Here is a 23,749-nt window from a genome sequence, read left to right on the forward strand (position 1 = left end):
TCACGCGCATGCCGCGAGAACCGGGGCGCGTACCGGACTTGCGCGCGCCTCGTCATGCATGCGTCGCCCGTCAACCAGCGTGGCTGCCGGCGCGCGGCTCGCGAGCAGCGAGAGAAAAGTCGCGCTGCCGCCGCGCTCGTCCGCGCCGTCGCGCTCGAACAGACACAGGTCCGCGCGCATGCCCGGCGCGAGCGTGCCCACGTCGGGCAGACCGAGCGCGGCGGCGGCGTGGCGCGTCAGCGCGTCCGCGTAGTAGTCGGGCTGCTCCGCGCCCGCGTTCGGCGCCAGCCGCCCGTTGGTGCCGTTGGTGCCGTTGGTGCCGTTGGTGCCGTTGGTGCCGTTGATGCCGTTCGTGCCGTTGGTGCCGTTCGCGCCCGCGAACAGCGCGGCGCGGCGCTGCGTGAACAGCGGCGCATGCTGACGCCAGCGGCGGCCCAGGTGCTCGGCGTCCGGCTCGCCCAGCGCGACCGCGCAGAGCGTGCGCGCGAACGCCTGCGCCTCGCGTGCGTCGATGCGCGCCGCGCCGAACACCGTGACGTGCGGCTCTTGCGGCAGCAAATACGAAATCAGCGCGCTTTCCGAGCAGTAGAAGCGGCTGCGAAATTCGCGTGCTTCGTCGGCATCGGCACAGAGCGCGATGCCGATGCGCGTGCCGATCGCGCGGGCGAATTTCGCCGCCTCCATGAGCTCCGTCGCCGACAGCAGGCTGGCGCTCGCGAGCACCGGCAGCACCTTGACCGGATGAGCGCCGCCGCCGTCGAAGCGGTCGCCCCCCGACGCGCCCGACCATTCGAGCAGGCTGTTGACCTCTTCGAGTTGCCTGCCGTCGAACTTCAATAGCGCGACTGCGCGTGGCCCGCCGGCGCGCGCGGGCGGCACATCACGCAAGCGCGCGCACTGCCAGCCCATCGTCGTCACGAACGGCGGCGGCGCGGCGCCGGCTGCCGCCATGCCGACCACGCCCGGCGTACACAGATAACGTTCCCCATCGAACCCCTCGGCGAGCGACGACGCGCCGGCCGGCAAGACCGCCCGGATGCGCGCTCCCGCAATTTCGATGTCGCGGCGTACGAACCGGTGCGTCGTGCTGTCGAAGCACTGCGTTTGCCGAATGGCCCAAGGGCAATCGCCTGGCGGGATCTGAATGGACATGGTGGCCGCTGAAGTGACAGGAGCGCGACGCGCGGGCGAGCCGCCCGCTCACAGGAACGTGTAGACGTTGACCGACTCCGGCGCGACGCGCTTTTTCGCGGCGCGCGCGGTGAAGATTTCCTTCAGCTTGTTCCAGGTCTCGAGTTTGAAGCCGCGATCGACGATGTAATCGCCGATCACGAGTGCGTCGATATCCGACACGACAAAGCACCACACGGCATCCACCGGATCGAGCACGATCGCGTCGCCGCGCATGTTGAACGAGGTGTTCAGCAGGATCGGGCAGCCGGTCAGGCGGTCGAACTCGGCGAGCAGCGCGTGAAAGCGCGGATTGCTCTGTTCGCTGACGGTCTGCACGCGCGCGGAGCCGTCGACATGCGTGATGGCGGGCAGCGAAAGCGGCGAAATGACCTGACACGTTTCGAGCATGAACGGCGACGGATGATCGAGCTCGAAATGCTCGGCGGCCTTGGCTTCGAGCACGGCGGGAGCGAACGGACGGAACGCCTCGCGCATCTTCACGAGCGCGTTGATGCGGTCGCGCATTTCCGGCCGGCGCGGGTCCGCGATGATCGAGCGCGAACCGAGCGCGCGCGGTCCGAACTCCATGCGTCCCTGGAACCAGCCGATCACCTTGCCGTCGGCGAGGCGCTGCGCGGTTTGCGCGATCAGTTCCTCGGGCCGCTCCGTGCAGTCGACGATCGAGGTATCCGGGAAAATCGCGCGGACGGTCTGACGGATCTCGGCATTCGAATAGGCGGGGCCGAGATACACGTGCGGCAGCGCCTTCAACTCGGGACGGCGCCCGGTGAGCCGTGTATGCGCGACGGCCGCGGCGCCGAGCGAGCCGCCCGCGTCGCTCGCGGCCGGTTGCACGAAAAGCCTGGCGAACGGACCTTCGCGCTGAATCCGGCCATTCGCGACGCAATTGAGCGCGACGCCGCCCGCCATGCACAGATTCTCGACGGGCACCGCGTCGTGCAGATAGCGCGCCTTCTCGAGCAGAATGTCTTCGAGCGTGCGCTGCAGGCTCGCGGCGAGATCCTTGTGGAACACGCCGAGTTCCGACTCCGCCTCGCGCGGCGCGGCGCCGAACAGCTCCGGCAAACGCTCGGAATACATGCGCTCGCCATTGAGGAAATCGAAGTACTCCATGTTGAGCCGGTACTGGCCGCGCTCGTTCACGTCGAGCAGACGCCGCATCTGTTCGACATAGAGCGGCCGGCCGTAGGGCGCGAGTCCCATCACCTTGTATTCGGCGTCGTTCACATCGAAGCCGAGGTAGGCCGTGATCGTGCTGTAGAGCAGGCCCAGCGAGTCCGGGAACGACACTTCCTCGAACAGTTCGATGTGCGCGTCGGCGCCGCGGCCGTAGGTGGTGGTCGCCCATTCGCCGACGCCGTCGACGGTCAGCAGCGCCGCGTCGGCGAAACCGGAGTAGAAGAATGCGCTGGCCGCGTGCGACAGATGGTGATCGACATATTCGATCCGGCCGTTGAAGCCGAGGCTCTGGCGAATGTCGCGTTCGGGACGGGCGGGATCGATCCTGAAGCGGCGCTTCGGGTTCTGCAGCAGATCCAGCACGTTGGTCGCGATCTGGCGCGAGGCCTTCTTGTACGGGTCCTCGTAATAGGCGATGCAATCGACGTCGTCGATCGTCGCGTTCGCTTCTCGCAGGCAATAACGGAACGCGCCCGTGGGAATGCTGCTGTCGTGCTTCACCTTCGAAAAACGCTCTTCCTCGGCGGCGGCGATCAGCTTGCCGTCCTTGATGATGCAGCACGCAGCGTCGTGGTAATGCGCGGACACGCCAACAATTATGCTCATGGAGTCACCAGTTTTGGTTGGAATGGAAAGTCGGTTAATCGCGGCGCGGCATTAGCGCCCGGATGCCTCGACGGCATCGAGCGCCTTGCACAGCGAGTCGAAGATGCGCGCAACGTCGGCCTCGCCCGTCCGCCAGTTGGTGAACGCGACGCGTAGTCCCCACGTGCCGGCGTAGACCGTGCTCGTGATGAACACCTCGCCCAGATCGCGCACCGCGCGCACATAGGCGTTGATGCGCGCTTCGTCCGCGTTCGCGGCAAGCGTGAAGCAAACGACGTTCAGCCGCGTCGGCGCCAGCAGGCGAAAACCGCGCTGCCCTTCGAGACGCGCACCGAGAGCCTGCGCGAGCGCGATGTTGCGCGCGACGATCTCCGCGTGCCCCGCGCGGCCATACGCGGCGAGCGAGAACCACGTCGCGAGCGCGCGCAAGCGCCGCGAATTCTCGGGCGTGAGATGAACGAAGTCGGGGTTGTCGGTGGGAATGCCGAGATAGGCGGCGCTGTTCTGGAACACGCGCACCTGCAGGTCGCGGCGCCGCGTGAACTGCACCGCGGCGTCGTAAGGCACGTTCAGCCACTTGTGCAGGTCGATGCAGATCGAGTCCGCCGCATCGAGCCCCGCGACCAGCGGCGCATACGCCGGCGCGAGCGCGGCGAAGGCGCCGAACGCCGCGTCGACGTGGAGCCAGAACGGATAGCGCGCCTTGAGCGCGTGGATCGCCTGCAGATCGTCGAAATCCACCGTGTTGACGGTCCCCGCGCTCGCCACCACGATGACGGGCACGCCCTCGGACTCGGCCAGCGCCGCTTCGAGCGCAACGAGGTCGATCGCTTCGCGGCCCGCGAGCGTCGGCACCTTGCGCACCGCCTGCCGGCCGATGCCGAGCACGGAGAGCGCCTTGTACACGCTCGAATGCGGCGTCGCGGCCAGCACGCGCACCGCGCCGAGCGCGCCCACGCCTTGCTCGGAAACATTCACGCCGTTGCGCTCGCCGAGCCATTCGCGGCCGAGCGCGAGACCCACCAGGTTCGACATCGTCGCGCCCGTGACGAACACGCCCTGCTGCGCCTCGCTCAGACCGAACAGCTCGCGCAACCGCGCAATGGTTTCGCGCTCGAGATCCGGCGCGGCGCTGTCGATGCCGGCGGTCGGATTCTGATCGTAGACGCCGGTGAGCCAGTCGCCCGCGAGCGAGGCCGGTGTGGCGCCGCCCGTCACGAAGCCGAGGTAGCGCGGGCCGGCGCTGCCGGAAAAGCCCGCGCTCCAGCGCGCGACGAATTCTTCCAGCGCGCCCGCCAATCCGGCGCCCTCCTCGGGCAAGGCGCGCAACGTGGCGGGCGGCGGCGCGAGCGCGGCCGGGCGGTCGTCGAGAGAGGCGAGCGCCGCCACGGCATGGCGGCGCGTGCGCTCCAGCAGCGCGTCGAAGTTGGCGAGGTCGGAAGCAAGTGTCGAGTGCATGGAGAGATCGTCGAGGTTGACTGGAAGAAATGCGTGGCGTTCGATCGGGTCAGTGCAGCCGGCGATCCATCACGTCGCGCGCGCCTGCGTAATATTCCTTCTCGATCTGGTAGCGGATCAGGCAGCCTTCGCAGAGATCGCGGATCACGCGTGGGTTGTTGCGCGCGAGCGGCAGCAGCACGCGCTCGACCAGTTGCTTGCCGTGATTGGCGTCCACCGGCACGTGCAGCTCGTGGTAGTAACGGAATTCCCTCGGCACATCGTGACGATGCATGCCGCGCAGCATGCGCGTGAAGCGGTACGGCACGGTCTGCTCGAGCAGCGTCAGCGCGCCGAGCAGGCGCCCCACGTGCTGGCGGCGCAACGCATACAGCAGCAGCAGGTTGCCGTTCTTGAGCGCCGCGACCGGCATTTCCGCCTCCAGGTCGAGCTCGCCCAGTTGGGCGCGAAAGAACGGCGACGCCCGCATGAACGTGCGCGTGTGCATTTCGTCGAGCTTGCCGAGGCCCATTTCATCCCAGTAGTTCTCGGCGAGCGCGAGCTTCATGTCGCCGTCCATGCCGAGTTGCGAGAGCGCGATGATGTCGTCGAAGCGGCCGTCCACCTGCGCTTCGAGGCTCACGAAAAGCGACAACTGCGGCAGCGATGCTTCTTCCGCGAGGAAGTCGAAGAACGGCGCGACTTCCTTGCGATGCGTGTTGCGCAGCGTGACGTACCACTCCTCGAACTGCTCCGCGTTCGCGGGCACGTCGTCGAGCACGATGCGCGCGGCCTCGTAGTCGCTCCAGGCAGTTTCCAAACCGAGGATGCGGGCGTAGTCGGCGGCGAGCGGCACGGTCTCGGGCGCGCTCGGCGGCGCGAGTTCGCGCAGATAGAACGCGTTCAGTTCCATCTGGCCAGCCAGGGAATTCGGATCGGGCGTCACGGGCAATTGCTGTTGCGTGGTCACAGTCGTTTCTCCATTGTGTCGATCGTGGGATGCGCGGACGCCGCGAGGCGCCGCGCGCTCATTGCAGTACGGCGGGTACGGCGTGCGGCCAGGCGCAAACGGGCGGCGCCGGTTCACGCATCTGGGTGGCCGCGGCGAACAGGGCGTCGATCCAGTCGCGCGTACCCTGCCAACTGCCGTACGCCACGATCCCGGCGAGCGGCGCCTCGTTCGCCGAGTAGGTGACTCGCCGCGGCAGCGCGGCGCCCGCGGGCAACTCGAGCCAGCGCACGAGCGCCGGGTCGCCGCGAAACCTCGCAATGCCCCCGATATCCTCGTACGTGGTCCCCGCAAGCGTGTGGCCGGGAAATACGAACCAGCCGTGCCAGCGCGCCTGGGTCCGCGGCTGCGTCGGCGGCAGCGCGCGCGAAGGCTTGCCCTCGAGCAGAATGCGCAGTTCCTCCGACGGCAGATGGACGCCCGTCGCGTATTCGAAAGTCGCCACGACGTCGGCGCCCCCTACCCGATTGCCGACTTCGAGGAACACGAGTTCGTCGCCGTCCTCGATGGCCTCCAGATGAAAGCTGCCCTGACGGATGCCGACCGCCGCGAGCGCGGCCACGACCCAGTCGCGAATCCGTGCCGACACGGGAAAGTGATACGAGCCGAGCGGCTGTCCTTTCGCGTAGCCGAGGCAGGTGCCGATGTAGCGGCTCGCCGTGAGCGTGAGCACCTCGCGATTGGCGACGAGTCCGTCGAAATGCACGATGTCGCCGTCGACGAATTCCTCGACTTCGTAGCCATCGATCGCCGGCTCCGGCGCGTCGAGACGCGCCACGCCGCAGCGGCGCGCGGAGATCGCGGCGGCAGCGGCCGCCGGCGTCTCGAAGATAACGACGTCTTCGCTCGATGCGCCGCTCAACGGCTTGAGCACGGTGCGCGCGCGCCAGGGTGTGCCGGCCGGCTCATGCAGAAACCCAGCTAAGCCGATGAAGCGCGGCACGCGCAGACCCGCCGCGCGCACGGCCTCCTTCATCACCACCTTGTCGCGCACCAGACGCACCTGTTCGAGCGTCGCACCGGGTATGCCGAGCCATTCGCGCAACCGCGCGGCGTCGACCAGGTCGTATTCCGACAGAGCGATCACGCGATCGACCGGACGCGCCGTGCGCGTGATCCACGCGTGCGCCGCCTCGAACGGACCGAGTTCAACGGGACGCTCCACGCGTTCGCAGCGCAGATCGGCGGGCAGCGTCGCGAGCAGATCGGCGACGCCGAGGTAAGTCACGTCGTGCTGTTCGTGATCGATGCCGCGCGCGTATTCGATACGCGGATAGGGCACGCGATGCAGGACAAGAATCTTCATGATCTCTCCGTTCACGCGATGGCGAGCGACGCGGCTGCGTTCGCCGGCTCGAAGATGTGGCACGCCTCGGCGAGCACCGACAACCAGACCGCGCGTACCGTGGCGACCACGCTGCGCATGTCGTGCACGTCGCTTTCCAGCGCGAAGCAGGCCTGTGCGGCGAAGTCCGCGTTATCGCGCGGCAGGGCGGGAATGAAGCGCGCGGTTTCGGAGAGCCAGCCGAACTCGACGCGCCGCAGCGCGTCCGTGCCCAGCAGCGCGGCGGCGCGAGCGAGTGCGCGGTCGAAAAGTTCGGCGCCTTCGTCCGCGTCGGGCGGCGTGAGCCGGCCGTCCGCGGGCACGCCGAGCATGACGGTCGCGGCCTGTCGGCCGGCGCTGACGAGCGCCGGCTCACGCACGACGCCGAAGGCCGCGTCGACCCACAGCGCGTAGAAGTCGATCTCATAGACTTCCCGCGCGATCGTCCAGATCTTCATGCCGGCGGGACGGCGATTCGGTTCGACCACCGCGGCGCGCAAGCCCGTGTCGTCGAGCTTGATCTCGTTGTGAAAGGGGCCGCGCAATTGGCCCACGAGCAGATTCGCGACCCGCCCCGCCCGCACGAGCGTCGCCTGTTCGGCGGCGGTGAGACGCGCGGGCAGGATTTGCGCGACCTCGACCGGATAGCGGCCTTGCGCGCTCACCTTCTCGGTGATGAAGTGCGTGGCGCCCACGCCGTCGAACGAAAACTCACGCGCAAACGAAATGAACGATTCGCAGATCGCGCCGCGCTCCAGGTACGGCGCGACTGCCGCGAACGCGGCGTCGAGGCTGTCGCCCGGCGCCACGATCACGACGCCGCGATTGTTGCCCTCGCACGAAGGCTTGACCACGAAGCCGCCCTCGTGCGCGCTAGCGAAGCGGCCCAGGTCGTCGACGTCGTGCACTTCGACGCAATCGGGCACCAGCATGCCTTGCGCTTCGAGCAGATCGCGCACGCGCGCCTCGCACACCCGGTAATCGCGTTTGCTGTACGCGTTGGCGGCGAGCGCCGCCGAATCGACGACCAGGCCGAGCCGTTCGAGAAGCGCCGCACCGCTTTGCACCGCGTTGTCGGAGAACACCATGCCGGCGCGCAGGCGTTCGCGCCACGACTTCAGATAGTAGAGCGCCTCGTCGACGAAATTCGGTGCGAGCGGATCGAGGTCGATCAGGTATTCGCACAGCAGCGAGTCCCGCTCGGTCGGATTCGCGCGGATCAGCGCGATCTCCGCGCCATACCGCTGGCGTGCGTAAGACGCGATGTGCGCGACATCGGCCACGCGGGTCAGGTTGTAGTCGACGATCAGCAGCAGCGGTCGGTTAGCGTTCACGATCAGGTCTCCAATGCGGGCGTTGTCGTTCTGTAGTGCACGTCGAGCGCGGTGACGGAGGCCGCGAGCAGGTCGGGAAGCGCCGCGTCACGCTCGGCGCGCGTCATGCGCCAAAGCAGTTGACCGAGGAACGCTTCGCGTGGCGTGGCCGGCACGACGTCGCCGGGCTTGAGCAGGATTTGCGCGATCAACGGGCGGCGGCCGTCGGTGCGTGTCTCGATGCGTTCAATCTCGCCGGGCGTCGCAAAGTAGACGCGAAAGAACGTGGCGAACTCGCTCGGCGGCGTGCCGTCGGCGGTGTAGGCGAGGCGTTGCAGGCGTTCGGCAAACGCACGGTGCTGCGTGCCGCCGCTTTGCTCCAGCAGCAGGTCCAGCCAGAGTTCGAGCATGCCGGCTTCCTCGTTGAGCGCCTTCACGCTGTGCGAGATGAGGCTGCCGCCCACCCGGGGATTGATCTCGATGAGATCCCAGCGCGCGCCGTCAAAGCGCGCTTCGACATGAAAGCAGCCACTGCCGAGTTCGAGTTGCTCGAATACGGCGCGCAGCCAGTCGAGGCCGCTCGCGAGATCGCCCGCGGCAAGCGACGCCGGCGGGCTCGTGCAACTGTCTTCGAGCACCGTGCCGTTGGCTTCGGTCAGTTCGCACTTTTCGTGGACGCCGAGCACGAACGGCTTGCCGTGCGAGACCAGCAGTTCGAAGCTGAATTCGGTGCCCGCGAGATAGCCTTCGGCGATGAACTCGACGTGCTCGCCGAGCGCCGAAGCGTAGACCGTGTCGGCCCGCGCATGCTCGCCGATCGCCTCGAGCGTGGCCCATGTGGTGTCAGGCGAGAGCCGGAACGCACCGTAGGACGCGATGCCTCGCACCGGCTTGATGAACCACGCCTGCGCGTCGCGCCGCAATTCATCGAGCACGGCCGGCGTCACGCGCCGCGCCGTGACCCGCGAAAGCCCGGCGTGATGGAGCGCGTTGCGCACGGCATGCTTGTCGCGCAGAAACTCGATCCGCTGCGCGGAAAGATCGCTCACGCCGAGCCGGCTGTTGGCCTCGGCCATGAGCGGACGGTAGCCTTCCCACACGCTGATGCAGGCAAGCACCGTTTGGCCCGCCGCGCGCAACGAGGCGACGGCGTCTTCGACGTCCTCCATCCGCAACACATGCGAATCGGTCGCGAAGACCGCCGCCGCATGATCGCGCAGTGTTTGCAGCCGCTGTTCCCCGTGCTCCGGCACGGGCCGCGAACTCAGCACGAACGGAAGCAGGCCGCGCGCCTTGATCGCCGCGATCAGGTCCTCCGCGAACGAAAAGCCGCAGTGACTCAGAATTAAAACGCCATCGGACGACATCGCCTCGTCTCCCCTGATTGGTCAGGCCGCCGCCTTGAGCGTCGGCAGAATTTTGTCTTCGTAGAGTTCCTTGAAGTAGAGCGCGAGGACGGTCTGGTGCTCGCGCAGGTAGCGCTTGAGCGAGTCGATGTCGTCATCGCTGCGCAGCAGATAGCGGATCGCCTGCCAGACTTCACCGGGATGATCGTCGTTGATGTCGGTATGCGAATGCGCAATCTGGCCCGTGATGTTCGTTTCGCCCACCGACTCCTTGAGCGCCTTGAGCTTGCGCGGCTCGAGCTTCACGTTGACGTACTCGACCAGATACGAATAGGCGATCACGCCGAGCGGGCCCTCGTGATCGAGCAGATACGAGAAGTAGCCGCTGAGCAGCTTGGTCGACAGATACGGTTCGGTCGCGAGAAACTGCTCGCGGGAGACACCGGCGCGTTCGAGGTCCTGAACGAACAGCTCGTCGTGCAACATCTCCTCGCGCTCGTAATTCGCCCAGATTTGCGCCGCCTCCGGGCTCTGCTTGGCGACTTCGGCGAGTGTTTTCGACTCGACCACCCGCAACAGGCGAATCCGCCAGGCGGTTTCGATCAGGTGACGCTGATAATAATCGGAGTCGATTTTCTTTCCTTCCAGATGGGCGGCATACGGCACGGTTTCATACCAGTTCTCGATCTGCCCGTCGATAATGGCATCGATTTGCTTACGCAGCTGGAGTGATCTTTCCGCATTAATGAACGGAATGCGATCTTTTAAGCCGACATTTTTAACGCGATTACTCATGGCTCATTCCTTGAAAGATGATAATGAAATAACTACGCAAAAAGAGGTGTTGCGGGAATGGGTTAAACCTGTGAATCCGCGACTTTGATGATTACCGCTCCGGTGACACGGCACTGACATGCCAATCTGAATATCTCGTCCGGATAACCTAGAGATTCGAGGAAAGTCTTTTCGTCCTTGCCTTTATTGCCGAGATGATCCAGACCTTCCTGCACTTCAATGACACAGGCGCCGCATACGCCGGCTTTACAGCCGAACGGAATAGATTCCTGGCCGTACAACTCGAATTCGAGTTCGGTCAACGGACTCCCCGCCGGCAATGCGACTTCAATGCCCTGAGGCATGAGCTTCACGATGCACATGGCCACCCCGATCTAGTTTGAGCGACAGCAAAACGTTTTATTCAGTTTTAATAACTACGTGCTGGCAACGATCTTCTCCAGGACAACGGTTCACAATATAGATGTTGAGGTTTCAACTTGCAACTATTTTAATCGACGTTCTTGCAAATACCTTTTTATCGAAAACCAGACTTCGATAGCTCCGTTTTTTCGGCTTCTGGTATGTAACTACTTCATAGCGCGGAAATAATATTGAAGCAGCGAATCCGGTGCAATGGCGCCTTTATGCATGCGCGAATACCTGGCTACCCGGCCAGTGCAAAACGAGCGCACGCCGAAAACTCTCACTGGAAGAGTTGGCGTTGCGAATAAATCTTCAAAGGTTGAAACGTCACCTACGCGACCGCAGCTCGTGCAACGCTGTCGGTGCGAGTTCGGACCGTGGTTATCGGCCGGGAACGTTGGGAAGAACTGTCATTCACCCGACGATCGGCGATGACTCGAATGGACATCGCCAAAACCGCAATGAAGCGGATCGTCAGGCTGGATCTTTTTTACGGCGACCGTCGTTGACCTGCTGTGCGGACGACGGCCGGGGCGATGCGCGCAAACCACTGCTGATCTTTCGTACTTCGGCATCCTCCGGGCCCAGCAAACGCCCGTCTTGCGAACGAAGCTCGAGCCGTTTGACAGGCTGACCGAACTTGCGATCGACGAGGCGAACATCGAGTTCGGACGGCTCGAAGAAATGCTCCTCGCCCCACTGACGCAACGCCACCAGCAGTGGAAAGAGACCGAGCCCTTTCTTCGTGAGGACATACTTCTGATAGGCGCTGCCGTCCGAAGCCGGCGCCGTTTCCAGAATGCCGTGCTCAACGAGATTGCGCAGCCGTGTCGTCAGGATGTTCTTTGCAAGACCGAGACTCTTCTGGAATTCACCGAAGCGCTCGTAGCCATCGAAAGCATCGCGGATGATCAGGAGCGACCACCAGTCGCCTATGGCGTCCAGCGGGCGCGCGATGGGACAACCCGTTGCCTTGTGACTCGTTCGCTTCACCATCGCGGCCCTCCAGCTGCCTGACAAACTGGCCCGACCGATTACATAGACCTCAACGGCTACGTTCCCCGTCGAGCAGTCATTTACGCCCGTTAGAAGATGGCGCACGACGCGCGGACCACCCTCTTCGACAAGAACAGCCGTGTGAAACGTCGACACGGCTGGTTCCATTATAAAACTTCTTTTTACCGCCACAAGCGTTATCTAATGCTTCGTGGATAGATTCCCGCCCACGTTCGCTTCGCGATGCGCCTACTCGCGAGCCCGTCAATCGAAGCGAAACTCATCGAAGCGGATCCACACCAACAACTGATTGCGATCCGGCTGGCCGCCCTCACCTCGCGGATACGCACGTCGCTTCGACGGAAAGCGCAGGCCCTCCACTTCGACGAAATCGGACACGTAATGCGCGACCTGCGTGCCTCCCGAGACATCCAGGCGGTAGTCCTGGCGACGCAGCAGGTAGTCGGGTCCGAAGTAAAAGCGCTGAGCCGCACTGTGACTGGCGATCGTTTCCGGCAGCAACACGTCGAGGACGCGCCACACTTCACCGTCTTCGTACGACGGCGCACCCTCGGTGAGCTCGACACCCGGCTGCGCCAGCAGAAACGGTGTGGCGAGATAGGTCCAGAGCGCGTAGCCGTTGAAGTAGGCCTGGCGGGATGCGTCCCAATAGGAATGTGGACCGTAGCCCTTGAAAGCCGCGCGAGGATCGACGAGTTCCTGCACGATCTGTCGATCGCCGTCTTCGATGACGACCCGCTCCGGCACGAACGTCATCGTTCGATCTGGCGCACCGTATGGCGCTATGCGAGTCCATTCGCTCGCCGTGCGAATCGTCACGTTGCCCCAGCCGTGGTTCTCGGCAATACCCTTCGACGGCCAGAACGGTCCGCCCGTCGCGCTCTTTACACTCAACCGCGAATGCGAATGCCAGCGGTCGAGGCCGCCGTAGGCATCCAGCACGTGCTTCAGGAGATCGTTCATCGGCTGCTCCATCGCGTTTTCGTTCGGTTCGCCTTCTTTTTCTCACGCCGCGCCGTGCGACCGGACCGTCTTGCGCGGCGCGGGACCATGCCGTCCGTTTGCCGGTATCAGACGCTCGCGCGTTGCGCCGAGCGCTGCGTGCCGAACAGCACCAGGCTGACCGCGCCCAGCGCCCACACCCCGAGCCCGCCATAGAGCATGACCCAGCCAAAGCCGTGCACCAGTGCGCCGTGCAGGACCGCGCCAGAGGGGTCCGCCTGCACGAGCGCGGGGAAGCGTTCAGTCAGCCCTTCCACGCTGCCGGCCGCGATGTGCTCGGCGAGCGACTGGCGCTGTGCCGCGTCGAACACACTCGGCAGGACGTTCTTGAGGTAATCGCTGATGCCCGCCACCAGCACGAAGCCCATCACCGCGATATTGATGGCGAGACTGATCAACCGTGCGCTGATGTCCATTCCCGAGGCCATGCCGGCACGATTCGACGGCACCGAGCCCGTGGTGGTATTGGTGGTGGGCGTGTTGGTCAGGCCGAGTCCGATGCCCGCGAGCAGCGAGCCCGGCAGCATCGTGAAGCCGCTGGCATGTTCAGCGCTCGCGCCGAAACGCATCAGAATGAATCCGAGGCCGATCGTGAACATGCCGAGAGGAATGATGACGCCCGGCTGATAGCGATGCGATAGCCGCTCGGCGACAGGCGGAATGACGAGCGTCGGCAGTGTATAGGCCAGCAACGAGAGGCCTGCCGCGACGATGTCGTAGTGCAGCGCGCCCTGGTAGAAGATCGGCAGGAAAATAATGAACGGCCAGAAGCTGAAGTTCATGCCGATCGAACCCATGATCGCACCGGAAAACTTGCGGATTCGAAAGACCGAGAAGTCGAACATGGGATGCGCGTTCACTCGCTCGGCCACGAGAAACAGAACGAAGCTCAGGATCGTAGCCGCAATGATGTACAGCGAGCCGCGGCTCGTGAAGCCCTGCTCAGAGCCTTGCGTGATGTACCAGGTGAGCCCGAAGACGGCGAGCGAGAGCGTGACGATGCCGGCGAGGTCGAGCTTGCGCGCGTCCGGATCGCGCGACTCCTCTATGCTACCGATCGCCAGGAAGAACGTCAGAATGGCTAACGGAACGTGGACGAGGAACACCCACTTCCAGCCAGCCAACTCGGCGATCACGCCACCGATGATCGGGCCGAAACCGAGCCCGAAACCGAGAAAAATGCCCCAGATACCGAACGCCTTGATGCGTTCGTGGCCTTCCTTGAACTGGTTGGAAAGAATGGCGATCAGGCATATGAACATCGAGCCGCCGCCCATGCCTTGCACGAAACGGCTCGCGATGAGCAGCGGGGCGCTCTGCGTGAGCCCGCAGATCAGCGACGCCACGCCGAACACCACGAGGCTAGTCATGAAGAGAAGCTTTCTTCCGTAGCGGTCAGCGAGTGTGCCGGCCGCCATCAACACGGTGGTACACGCGATCGTGTACGCGTTCATGATCCACTGAATGTCGCGGAAGTCCGCATGCAGCAGCCTTTCGAGCGTCGGCAGGATAACGGGGACGCTGGAGATTTCCAGCGCGAACATGAGCTGGGCGAGACAAATCGCGGCGAGGGCAATCGTGTTTCGACCAGAGCGGGCGTATGAGATGTCCATTGTCACTCTTCCAAATCCGATGTTTGACGAACGCGCCGCCAGCCGGAGATTTCGGGCAAGAAGAGCCGGCTGGACAGGCGGTTCGAGCGGGAACCAGATGGCGGCATTACCGGCCAAATGGTTTTAATGTGCAACCACTCGGATCGTAGGCAATTTGGTATCGAAATGCAACTAGTTTCGTAAGACTGTCGAAATCGAGGCTCCGCCTCTCCGGCGGGAATGTCATCGGGACACTGACCCGGCATCGATCCGGAGGATTTCTTCCTGCGTCGCTTCGGTGCGGCCTGTGCCGATCACGACGATGTCGACCTTTCTGTCATGCGAGGTCGCTGATGTTCTGGAATGTTCTGGAGGGTGAAGGTGCGCGCGGCTTGCTTGGGCAAACAAGTGGGCAAACAAGGGCGAATGAATGGGTGAATAGCCGGCGAATGCGGCGAAGCGCTCGGCCACGACAACTTCGCGCGACGCCAGTCGCAGCCGGCTCGGTTCCAAGCGCTTCGCGACAGCCAAGCCGTGCGGGCTTGGTTCGAAGCGCCTCACGGCCGCCTAGCCCGCCTTGCGGTCCTCGCGCTCCTCATACGGCGTGTCCGTCACCGCCACCAGCAGCGGCGCCGCATGCGCGGTTTCGCGCTTGGTGAGCTTGCCGTCCACCGAGGCGCCGCAATCCATCCGCAATTGCTGGTAATAGATGTTGCCCGTCACGTGCGCGTTGCTTTGCAACTCGACGAAGTGATCGGCAATCACGTCTCCGACGATCCGGCCGTTGATCACCACGTCATAACCGTGCACGTTGCCCTCGACGGAGCCGCGGTCGCTCAATACCAGCAGCGTCTGACTGCCCGGCTCGCCGCTGACGTTGCCCTTCACGTGACCGTCCATGCGCAGGCCGTCGCTGAACTGCAGGTCGCCCGCGATGCGCACGTCGTGAGCGACCAGGGTGGCGAGTTTGGATTGCTGGATACCGGGGGTTTTTTTCTTGCTGAACATAAAGATCTCTCGGGAATGGAAATGGTTGTCGCGTGATGTCCCACGCGACGAGCGGGGGTGGGCTTGCTTGTCCGGCGCTTGCGTCAGGCGCGGTTGCCGGGTTGCTGCGTGAGCGTGCTCAGCGGCTCGACGCCGTTGCAGAAGCGGCTTTCGTCTTGCCCCGCCCTTGCAGAAACTGCAGTTGGCTGGTCAAACGCGCGACTTCGGCAGCCGCGCTGTCGGCGGTTTTCTGCACGGCGCCGCGCGCCGCTGTTTCCTGTGCCAGCGCAAGGCGTGTGCGCTCGAGTTCCGCCTGCACGACATCCGGCGGGACGGGCGCCGCATGGCACGAGTCCGCAAGCGCTCCGGCGCGCTGCGCTTGCCAGGCCATCAGGGCCGTTGCGCCGATGGCGGCGCTGGCCGCGCACGCGGCTAGCCACAGCATCACGCGAACGCCGAGCGAACGCGCGGGCTGCAATGTATAGGCGCGCTGCGTGAGGCCGATCGCATTACGGGAGAAACGCCGCTCATCCATGACGTGCGGGTGCGAAGAGCGCGAGGTAGGCGGCCGGATCGACGTGCACGCCGTTGACCAGCACCTCGAAGTGCAGATGCGGACCGGTGGAACGCCCGGTCGAACCGACGTCGGCGACATGCTGGCGCGGCAGTACGAGATCGCCTGCATGCACGAGAATGCGCGACGCGTGGCCGTAGCGTGTCATGAAACCATTGCCATGATCGATTTCGACCACCTTGCCATAACCCGACTTTTCGCCGGCGAAGATCACGCGGCCGCCGGCCGCCGCCAGAATCGGCGTACCGGTTGACGCGACCAGATCGATGCCGGAATGAAAGCTCAAACGACGCGTGAACGGATCGGCGCGGTTGCCGAACGGTGAGCCGAAGCGCGCGCCGTCGGCAGGCATGCGGCCGGGAAACGCGTTATAGGCCATCTGGAGGCCGGCGCTCTCCCGTTCCAATGACGACAGCACCGCCGACATGCAGTCCAGTTGTTGCCGGGTGCGCGCGGGGTCGGCGCGATCGCCGGGCTGCGCGCTCACGTCGACGCAGCGGCGCGGCGGCAATAAAGGACCGCCCTCGCTATCGCCAGCCAGGTCTTCAGCGCCAGCCGGCATGGCCGGCGCGCGTGGCGACCGCCTGGGTGTATTCAGACGCGACTCGAAATCGTGCAGCGCGCCGATCTGCGCGGTCAGGCGCGCAATACGCGGTTCGATCTGCGCCACCGACGCGTTCAACTTGCCGAGTTCACCGATCGTATAGTCGCGCTCGACACGGCCCGAGTCGGGATTGCCGGATGCTTCGGCCGGCCAGTGCAAGCCGATCGCGATGCCGGCGGCGAGCGCCAGCGCCGCCGTGCTGAGGGCTGCGCTGGCGGCGATGATCACAGCGGTGCGGCGAGTAACGAAGCTGATAGAGCCGCTGCTCAGGCGGCCGGAAAAAAGGACGGAGGACATCAGCGGCCCCACACGCACGGCGAGCGACGACGCGCGGAGCGCGGATGGCACGAATTGAGCGCTGCTACTAAGTAGGACAAGACATCGGCAAACGGAACTAACAGGGATAACTGCATAAGGCGTGCACCGGACGAACCCGGTGATAATCGTGAAAAAAGTGTCGCAATTATCACCTGGCATGCCGAATGATCATCTCGGAATATTCCGAACCTGCCCAATGTGGTGCAAGCACATGTAAATTCTTCACGCCGAGGTGAGATCACCTTCCAGCGCGAGCAACCGCGCGACCAGCGCGTCGCCAGCGCGCGTCATCGGCATGCGCAATTCGTCGCGTATCAGCCCTTGGGCGGCCAGCAGCGCCTTCACCGGCGCCGGATTCGGTTCCGCGAACAGTGCCTCCATCAGCGGCGCGAGCGCGTGAAAAATGCGCCGCCCTTCATCGAGGCGGCCCGCCGCGAGCGCGCGATACAGCGCGACAAACCGCTCGGGGCGCACATGCGCCGACGCGGCTATCGCCCCGCTGCCGCCCAGACACAAGGTGTTGAAGAGATTCATGTCCTCGCCGGCGAGCACTCGCAAACGGCCGTCGCGAATCAGCGCTAGCGTGGTGTCGAGCGAGCCGGCGCAATCCTTGATTGCGCGAATCCGTGGATGCGCGGCGAGCGTCAGCAGCGTGCCGAGTTCCATGCGCACGCCGGTTCGATAGGGAATGTCGTAGAGCACGACAGGCTTCTCGCTGGCATCGGCAAGCGCCGTGAAATGGCCGACGATGCCCGCCTGCGACGGCCGGATGTAATACGGCGCGGCCATCAGCACGCCGGCAATCGGCAGCGGGTTCAGTTGCTCGATGCGCTCGCGCATGCTCGTCGTGTGATTGCCCGATACGCCAACCAGCACCGGCAGTGCCGGCGCATCGTGCGCGTCGCGGGCGGCGGCGTTCGCTTCGTCGAGAATCGTCGCCAGCACGGCGTCCTGTTCGGCGGCGTCGAGCGCGGCCGGCTCGCCGGTCGTTCCCAGCGCGACCAGCCCGGCGATGCCCGCGTCGGCGTAACGGCGCACCAACGCGCGCAACGCGGCGTGATCGACTTCGCCGTCGGCGAAAGGCGTGATGAGCGGAACCCAGATACCCGAAAAAATAGACATGTCTTTACCTCGATGACGACCGTATCGATTCCGTACAGCGGTGCGAGGGAGGAAAGACAGGAAATGCCGCAGGCGGGCGTTGACCGGCTGTTCCGTCGCACATCTGACGGAACAGCGTGCTCCGGTCAGATGAGCGGCTGTTTTTTGGCTTTGGCGCTAACGCTTGAAAGGCCCGCACGGTTCGCGCGTGCAACCACGGCGCTCGCGAAAGCGGAGCGCGCGGCGATTGACGGACGGAGTCGGAGCGTTTGGCCGGAATGCATGAAGCGCAGTGTAACCGCGTCCGGCGCTGCCTGGCAAAGCCATCGCAAAATGACTTGACTTCTGACGCCGGGAAACTAATATACGCACCGCGTACATCACCCGTACACTTCCTCCCTTCCGACAGGTGCCCGCATGAGCGTCCCGCAACAAGCCTTCCTACGCGATGCGATGCGTCGCCTGAACATGACCCGCGACACCTTCGCCGGCCGCATCGGCGTATCGCGCCGGGCGCTCGACACCTGGCTCCTGCCGGACGACTCGCAGGAATCGCGGGCCATGCCGGAGATCGTGGAGCGCTTCGTGTCCGAGATCGTCGTGCACGGCGAGCCGGGCGAAAAATATACGCAAAGCGTAGACTCACAGTCGCTCGCGAGTCAGATGCTGTTCGAGGGCAAGCCGCAACTGCTGTCGGTCGATCAGTTCTCGCGCGACTCGGTCGAGGCGCTGTTTCGTGTGGCCGACATCATGCAGCCGATCGCGCGGCGCCGAAAAATCTCGCGTGTGCTGGAAGGCGCCGTGCTCGGCAATCTGTTTTTCGAGGCCAGCACGCGCACGCGTGTGAGCTTCGGTGCGGCGTTCTGCCGGCTGGGCGGCTCGGTGTGCGACACGACCGGCTTCACGTTTTCGTCGATGGCCAAGGGCGAATCGATCTACGACACGAGCCGCGTGATGAGCGGCTACGTGGACGCGCTGGTGATCCGCCATCCGGAACAAGGCTCGGTGGCCGAATTCGCGCGCGCCACCAACGTGCCGGTGATCAACGGCGGCGACGGCCCCGGCGAACACCCGAGTCAGGCGCTGCTCGATCTCTACACCATCCAGCGCGAGTTTTCGCGGCTCGGCAAGATCGTAGACGGCGCGCATATCGCGCTGGTGGGCGACCTGAAGTACGGGCGCACGGTGCACTCGCTGGTCAAGCTGCTGGCGCTGTATCGCGGCATCAAGTTCACGCTGGTCTCGCCGCCCATGCTCGAGATGCCGGGCTACATCATCGAGCAGATTTCGCGCAACGGCCACGTGATCGAGCAGACCAGCGATCTGCCCAACGGCTTGCGCGGCGCGGACGTGGTGTACGCCACGCGCATTCAGAAAGAGCGTTTCACCGACGAATCGTTCGAGGGCTATACGCCGGATTTCCAGATCAATCAGGCGCTGGTCGACAGCGTGTGCGGCACCGATACGCTGATCATGCACCCGCTGCCGCGCGACAGCCGGCCGGGCGCGAACGACCTGAGCGTCGATCTGAATCACGATTCACGGCTGGCGATTTTCCGGCAGACCGACAACGGCATTCCGGTGCGGATGGCGATTTTCGCGGTGCTGCTGGGCGTCGAAAAGCTGGTCCAGCATTCGATGCGCGACGCCGCATGGCGCCCGCCCGCGTATCTCGGCCCGGACGACGCCGTGTTTCACGGCATCGATTGATACGGCAGAGCGCATGTCGCAGGCGGCGAGCGTGAACCGCGCATCGCGAACGGTGCGACGCTCCCGTTGCGCTTGAGCGCCCCCGGCAAGAAGCGACACCTGTCACGTTCAGGCGACATGGGCCGCGAAACCGGTCTGTCCCGGCGCAATCTCGTCCCGCAACGTCAGCGCCGGAATCCTGTACGCGCCGCCGTTCTGTGGCCGGAACGGTATCGGCGCGGTTGTGCCCAATGCGTCCAGACGTTGGCCGAGCGCATCGCGCGCTTCTGCGTATTTCGCTTCGTCGATCCGGCTCGTCCGATAGATCACGAATGGCGGCAACACGTCGAAGCCTGGGTAATACAGAATGCCGTGCTGAATCGGAAACAAGATATCGTCGATCGGACCGTTGATGCCGCGCGGACCATAATGCGACTCCCATCCGCCCGTCGTGACGACCAGCATCGCGCGCTTTCCCGCCAGCGTGCCTTCGCCGTAGCGTTCGCCCCAGCGCGTGTCGGAGTGCTCCCCCACCCCATACGCGAAGCCGTATGCATAGACGCGCTCCACCCAGCCCTTGAGAATCGCCGGCATCGAAAACCACCACAGCGGAAACTGCAGGATGACGGCATCGGCCCATCTGAGCTTTTCCTGTTCGAGCGCGATGTCCTGACTCTGCGAGCCATTCTCGAACGCATGCTTCGAGTCGAGCGATGGATCGAAACGTGCGCCGGCCTGCCTGCCGGGAAAATCGTCCGCATCGAGCGACGCTTTCCAGTTCATCGCATACAAATCGGATACCTGCACGACGTGCCCCGCACGCTCGAGACGTTTGACCGAAAAGTCCTTGAGCGACCCATTCAACGATTTGGGTTCGGGGTGAGCGTAGACAATAAGAACGTTCATGATCGTGGCCTTCATTGCTGATCGTGGTGAGAAGCAACACGATAGTTCTCGCTACGGTATATTGGAAATGAATTACCGATATTGCAGGTATTGCAATGAATAATCTCAGAAGGCTCGACCTCAACCTGCTAGTCACGCTCGACGTGTTGCTCTCCGAGCACAACGTCACCCGCGCGGCGGAACGTCTGAACTTCTCGCAGCCGTCGGTCAGCGTGCATCTCGCCAAACTCAGGGATGTCCTCGGCGACCCGCTGTTGCTGCCGGGACCGCGCGGCATGCGGCCCACGGCGCGAGCCGAGGCGCTGCGCGAACCCTTGCGGCAAGCGCTGGAGGCGCTCGAACGCGCGGTGACGCCCGCCAGGCCTTTCGATCCCGCCGGGGCGACCCACACGTGGCGCATCGCCGCCACCGACTACGCCGAATCGACCATCGTCCTGCCCGCGTTGGCCGGCCTGCGGGCGGCCGCTCCCGGCACGCGTCTCGCGATCGTGGAAGCTGTCCCGCCGCGCATCGCGAGGCAAGCGGAACAGGGCGAGATCGACCTCGCATTCCATACGAGCGAAGGATCGCCCGCTGGGCTGCGAAGGCGCGTGCTCTTCGCGGAGCGGTATGTTCTCGCGGGCCGCGCCGGCCACCCGCGCTTGAAGCGCCGGCCGACGCTCGCGCAGTTCCGCAAGCTGGAGCATGTGATCGTGTCGCCGGACGGCGGCGGCTTCGTCGGCATCACGGACCAGGTGCTTGCAAAGGCCGGCCTCACGCGCAAGGTCGTGCTGTCGGTGCCGCATTTCCTGTTCGCGATCTCCGCGCTGGCGAGCACGGACCTCGTGGCGATGGTGCCCGCGCGGCTGGTACGCGGCACCGGCGCGCTGCGAACCGTCGAGCCGCCCGTGGAAGTGCCGGGCTATGAGATGGCGATGCTATGGCATGAGCGCGCGCATCGCGACCCGGCGCATCAATGGCTGCGGGAACACATCGCGGCCTCGGTTTGAGAGCGCGCCACGCACGGCGTGTCAGCCAGCGCGCCGTCCTTCGATCGAATCAACCGGAGTCCATTCCGTGCGTCGGTCGAGCCACGGGCTGCCCCGGCTTGCCGACGGAAAGCGGTGTCATCACCCTCGCGAGGCGCGCCTTGAGGCGCCTGCGCATCGGCTCTTCGTATAGTTTGAAGCAGAGCAGGCTCGCCACGATGCAGAACACGATCACCATCCAGCCGTTCGATGGTCCGAATCCAAGCATCAGCGACCAGAGCGCGAGGGGCATGTGAATGAGATACAGCGAATAGCTCGCGTCGCCCAGCCGAACGAGCGGCCGCCAGTTCAGCAGACCCACGACCGGCCGCTCCAGCAACGCGAGGCCGAGTATCAGCGCGGCGAACAACGGCGCGTCGAGAAAAAATGACGGCGCCACCGGCCGCCATGCGCTGAGCCCCGTCAAGGCAAACGATGCCACGCCGATCAGCACCACGCCTCTAACGTGTTGCGACGTGCCGCTCGCCCGAAGCCGCAAATAGAAAATGGCCGCGGCGATCCCCATGACAAACTCGGAGAGCCGCGACAATGGCATCGAGTAGATCATCGCGCCGCTGCGCGAGATCGGCATATAGGCATGCAGAAGCGCGATCCACACGCCCGTCGCGAGCCACAGCGCGATCGAGACAAGCGCGATCCGCGCTGCGCGCATGCGCGTCATCCGGCGCAGCAGAAACGGGAACAGCAGATAAAAGAACACCTCGCAGGAGACGCTGTCGGACGGCCCGTTCCACGGCTGCTTGATCGCCGAAAATGGAAACCAGCCGTTGATCAACAGTAACTGGCATACGAGGCTAACGACGAGCGCCGGATAGACCGCTTCCTTGATTGCATACCACTCCAGCATCAGGGAGGCGTCGCCGGTATAAAGAAGATAGGCCACCACGGGAACGCACAGCAGCAGACCGAGCAGGATCATCGGATAGATCCGCGCGATCCGCGCTTCGTAGAACGTGCGCACGCCGCCGTGCCCGAGTTTGTCGCGATACGTGAAGGTGAGAATGAAGCCGGACAGCACGAAGAACAACGACACCGCCGAACGGCCGCCGTCGATGAAATCGAATATCGCCGACGGCAACGGCAGCAGATTGTTTTCCGAGTAGTGAGAGACGACGACCGCGAATGCCGCGATGAACCGGATACTCGTCAATGCGGGAAACGCACTGCCCGACTGATTTGAGTCCATCGCCATAGACCTCGTCTCCCGATTGCGCGCAACTCAATTTACCATTCGCAGCCGGGAAAACTCAGGCGCCGCCAAGTCATTCTTGCAGCAATGGCGGTAACGCCTGGTAGTTTGGCGTGACGCGGCTATCGGCGTGCGTCGGACTTCGCGCGGCGCGATTACGCCTTGTGGTCGGCTTTGCCGATTGCATCGAGTTCCGCATACACGTCATCGGTCAAACGCAATTGCGCGGCCTGCAGGTTTTCGCGCAAATGCTGGACTGACGACGTGCCTGGAATCAGCAGAATGTTGGGCGCGCGATGCAGAAGCCATGCGAGCGCGGCCTGCATCGGCGTCGCGCCGATCGCTTGCGCGATGCCGGACAACGCCGACGATTGAATCGGCGTGAAGCCGCCCAGCGGGAAGAACGGCACGTAAGCGATCCCCTTGCCCGCCAGATCGTCGATCAGCGCATCGTCTTCACGATGAACCAGGTTGTACTGGTTCTGCACGCAGACGACCTCCGCGATCCGCCGCGCCTCGTCGATCTGCGCCGCGGTCACGTTGCTCAAACCGATGTGGCGAATGAGCCCCCGCTGTTGAAGCTCGGCGAGCGCCGTCACCTGCTTTTCGATCGAGCCTTCGGCGGGAGCGTGCACGCTGCCCATGATCCGCATATTGACGACGTCGAGCACGTCGAGTCCGAGGTTGCGCAGATTGTCGTGCACCCCGCGCTCGATATCTTGCGGCTCGGACGCCGGCAGCCACGCGCCGTCGCTGCCACGCACCGCGCCCACCTTCGTGACGATCGTCAGGTTGTCCGGGTAGGGATGCAGCGCTTCGCGAATCAACTGGTTGGTGATGTGCGGTCCATAAAAGTCGCTGGTATCGATGTGATCGACGCCCGACGCCACCGCTTCGCGCAGTACCGCGAGCGCCGCGTCGCGATCTTTCGGCGGCCCGAAGACGCCGGGCCCGGCAAGTTGCATCGCGCCGTACCCCATGCGCCGCACGGGTCGGCCGGCAAGCGAAAAGGTGCGGGTGGCGGAAGTGAAATTCGGCATGGCGCTCTCCTTGATGAACGATTGAGCGGCAGTATGAGCCGGTTGCGTTGTTAGATAAATCGGCTTAACGTGCACGGGTTGTTTAAAAATATGC

22 protein-coding genes are annotated in these 23,749 nt (G+C 64.4%); 2 read left to right on the plus strand and 20 right to left on the minus strand.

Features of this window, described 5'->3' with window-relative positions; translation table 11 throughout:
* From ACOCG7_RS11525 to dapA, 17 genes are all read right to left on the minus strand, one after another.
* A complete protein-coding gene (locus ACOCG7_RS11525) occupies positions 1–1,152 on the minus strand; it encodes a hypothetical protein (protein WP_421375534.1) in 1,152 nt (383 codons plus the stop codon).
* Between the two features lie 48 nt (positions 1,153–1,200).
* Complete coding sequence (locus tag ACOCG7_RS11530) at positions 1,201–2,979, minus strand: carbamoyltransferase (protein WP_154872595.1); 1,779 nt, start codon at positions 2,977–2,979, stop codon at positions 1,201–1,203.
* Between the two features lie 51 nt (positions 2,980–3,030).
* The gene (locus ACOCG7_RS11535) at positions 3,031–4,437 is read right to left on the minus strand and encodes a pyridoxal phosphate-dependent decarboxylase family protein (protein WP_073427336.1); all 1,407 of its coding nucleotides are present in this window, start codon (positions 4,435–4,437) and stop codon (positions 3,031–3,033) included.
* 49 nt (positions 4,438–4,486) lie between these two features.
* Positions 4,487–5,386, minus strand: a complete 900-nt coding sequence (locus tag ACOCG7_RS11540) for an iron-containing redox enzyme family protein (protein WP_073427335.1) — start codon at positions 5,384–5,386, stop codon at positions 4,487–4,489.
* Positions 5,387–5,444: 58 nt separating this feature from the next.
* Complete coding sequence (locus ACOCG7_RS11545; protein ID WP_073427334.1) at positions 5,445–6,731, minus strand: ATP-grasp domain-containing protein; 1,287 nt, start codon at positions 6,729–6,731, stop codon at positions 5,445–5,447.
* Between the two features lie 11 nt (positions 6,732–6,742).
* A complete protein-coding gene (locus ACOCG7_RS11550) occupies positions 6,743–8,083 on the minus strand; it encodes an ATP-grasp domain-containing protein (protein WP_154872593.1) in 1,341 nt (446 codons plus the stop codon).
* Between the two features lie 2 nt (positions 8,084–8,085).
* Positions 8,086–9,429 (minus strand): ATP-grasp domain-containing protein, encoded by a 1,344-nt coding sequence (locus tag ACOCG7_RS11555; RefSeq protein ID WP_154872592.1) that lies wholly within the window; start codon positions 9,427–9,429, stop codon positions 8,086–8,088.
* Between the two features lie 21 nt (positions 9,430–9,450).
* Entirely contained in the window at positions 9,451–10,203 is a 753-nt protein-coding gene (locus tag ACOCG7_RS11560; protein ID WP_073427331.1) for an iron-containing redox enzyme family protein, read from the minus strand.
* A gap of 62 nt (positions 10,204–10,265) precedes the next feature.
* Complete coding sequence (locus tag ACOCG7_RS11565) at positions 10,266–10,547, minus strand: 2Fe-2S iron-sulfur cluster-binding protein (RefSeq protein WP_235004798.1); 282 nt, start codon at positions 10,545–10,547, stop codon at positions 10,266–10,268.
* A gap of 535 nt (positions 10,548–11,082) precedes the next feature.
* Positions 11,083–11,604: a winged helix-turn-helix transcriptional regulator gene (locus ACOCG7_RS11570; protein ID WP_083081176.1), complete on the minus strand. Its 522-nt coding sequence runs from the start codon at positions 11,602–11,604 to the stop codon at positions 11,083–11,085.
* A 264-nt stretch (positions 11,605–11,868) separates the two neighbouring features.
* Positions 11,869–12,588, minus strand: coding sequence for a hypothetical protein (locus tag ACOCG7_RS11575; RefSeq protein ID WP_073427472.1), 720 nt, complete (start codon positions 12,586–12,588; stop codon positions 11,869–11,871).
* Between the two features lie 107 nt (positions 12,589–12,695).
* Positions 12,696–14,240, minus strand: coding sequence for an MFS transporter (locus ACOCG7_RS11580; protein ID WP_073427330.1), 1,545 nt, complete (start codon positions 14,238–14,240; stop codon positions 12,696–12,698).
* Positions 14,241–14,462: 222 nt separating this feature from the next.
* Complete coding sequence (locus tag ACOCG7_RS11585; RefSeq protein ID WP_143031901.1) at positions 14,463–14,690, minus strand: hypothetical protein; 228 nt, start codon at positions 14,688–14,690, stop codon at positions 14,463–14,465.
* A gap of 96 nt (positions 14,691–14,786) precedes the next feature.
* Positions 14,787–15,227 carry a bactofilin family protein gene (locus ACOCG7_RS11590; protein ID WP_073427329.1) on the minus strand — a complete coding sequence of 147 codons (441 nt, stop codon included), beginning with the start codon at positions 15,225–15,227 and terminating at the stop codon, positions 14,787–14,789.
* A 118-nt stretch (positions 15,228–15,345) separates the two neighbouring features.
* The gene (locus ACOCG7_RS11595; protein WP_083081178.1) at positions 15,346–15,741 is read right to left on the minus strand and encodes a hypothetical protein; all 396 of its coding nucleotides are present in this window, start codon (positions 15,739–15,741) and stop codon (positions 15,346–15,348) included.
* Positions 15,734–16,681, minus strand: coding sequence for a M23 family metallopeptidase (locus ACOCG7_RS11600; protein WP_073427471.1), 948 nt, complete (start codon positions 16,679–16,681; stop codon positions 15,734–15,736). The genes ACOCG7_RS11595 and ACOCG7_RS11600 overlap by 8 nt, the downstream gene beginning before the upstream one ends.
* A 243-nt stretch (positions 16,682–16,924) precedes the next feature.
* Positions 16,925–17,824 (minus strand): 4-hydroxy-tetrahydrodipicolinate synthase, encoded by a 900-nt coding sequence (gene dapA, locus ACOCG7_RS11605; protein ID WP_421375541.1) that lies wholly within the window; start codon positions 17,822–17,824, stop codon positions 16,925–16,927.
* Positions 17,825–18,220: 396 nt separating this feature from the next.
* Between dapA and ACOCG7_RS11610 the strand changes: the two genes are divergently transcribed.
* A complete protein-coding gene (locus tag ACOCG7_RS11610) occupies positions 18,221–19,513 on the plus strand; it encodes an aspartate carbamoyltransferase (RefSeq protein WP_073427326.1) in 1,293 nt (430 codons plus the stop codon).
* 108 nt (positions 19,514–19,621) lie between these two features.
* Here the strand turns inward: ACOCG7_RS11610 and ACOCG7_RS11615 are convergent, their stop codons facing one another.
* Entirely contained in the window at positions 19,622–20,398 is a 777-nt protein-coding gene (locus ACOCG7_RS11615; protein ID WP_073427470.1) for an NAD(P)H-dependent oxidoreductase, read from the minus strand.
* A gap of 80 nt (positions 20,399–20,478) precedes the next feature.
* Here ACOCG7_RS11615 and ACOCG7_RS11620 point away from each other — a divergent pair, with 80 nt between their 5' ends.
* A complete protein-coding gene (locus ACOCG7_RS11620) occupies positions 20,479–21,387 on the plus strand; it encodes a LysR family transcriptional regulator (protein WP_073427325.1) in 909 nt (302 codons plus the stop codon).
* A 49-nt stretch (positions 21,388–21,436) separates the two neighbouring features.
* Here the strand turns inward: ACOCG7_RS11620 and ACOCG7_RS11625 are convergent, their stop codons facing one another.
* Both ACOCG7_RS11625 and ACOCG7_RS11630 read right to left on the minus strand, forming a co-directional pair.
* Positions 21,437–22,618: an acyltransferase family protein gene (locus ACOCG7_RS11625; RefSeq protein WP_073427324.1), complete on the minus strand. Its 1,182-nt coding sequence runs from the start codon at positions 22,616–22,618 to the stop codon at positions 21,437–21,439.
* A 152-nt stretch (positions 22,619–22,770) separates the two neighbouring features.
* Complete coding sequence (locus ACOCG7_RS11630) at positions 22,771–23,655, minus strand: aldo/keto reductase family oxidoreductase (RefSeq protein WP_073427469.1); 885 nt, start codon at positions 23,653–23,655, stop codon at positions 22,771–22,773.
* Between the last annotated feature and the right edge of the window lie 94 nt (positions 23,656–23,749).

It is taken from the genome of Paraburkholderia sp. DD10 (genome assembly GCF_049177125.1).
Lineage (GTDB): Bacteria > Pseudomonadota > Gammaproteobacteria > Burkholderiales > Burkholderiaceae > Paraburkholderia > Paraburkholderia terricola.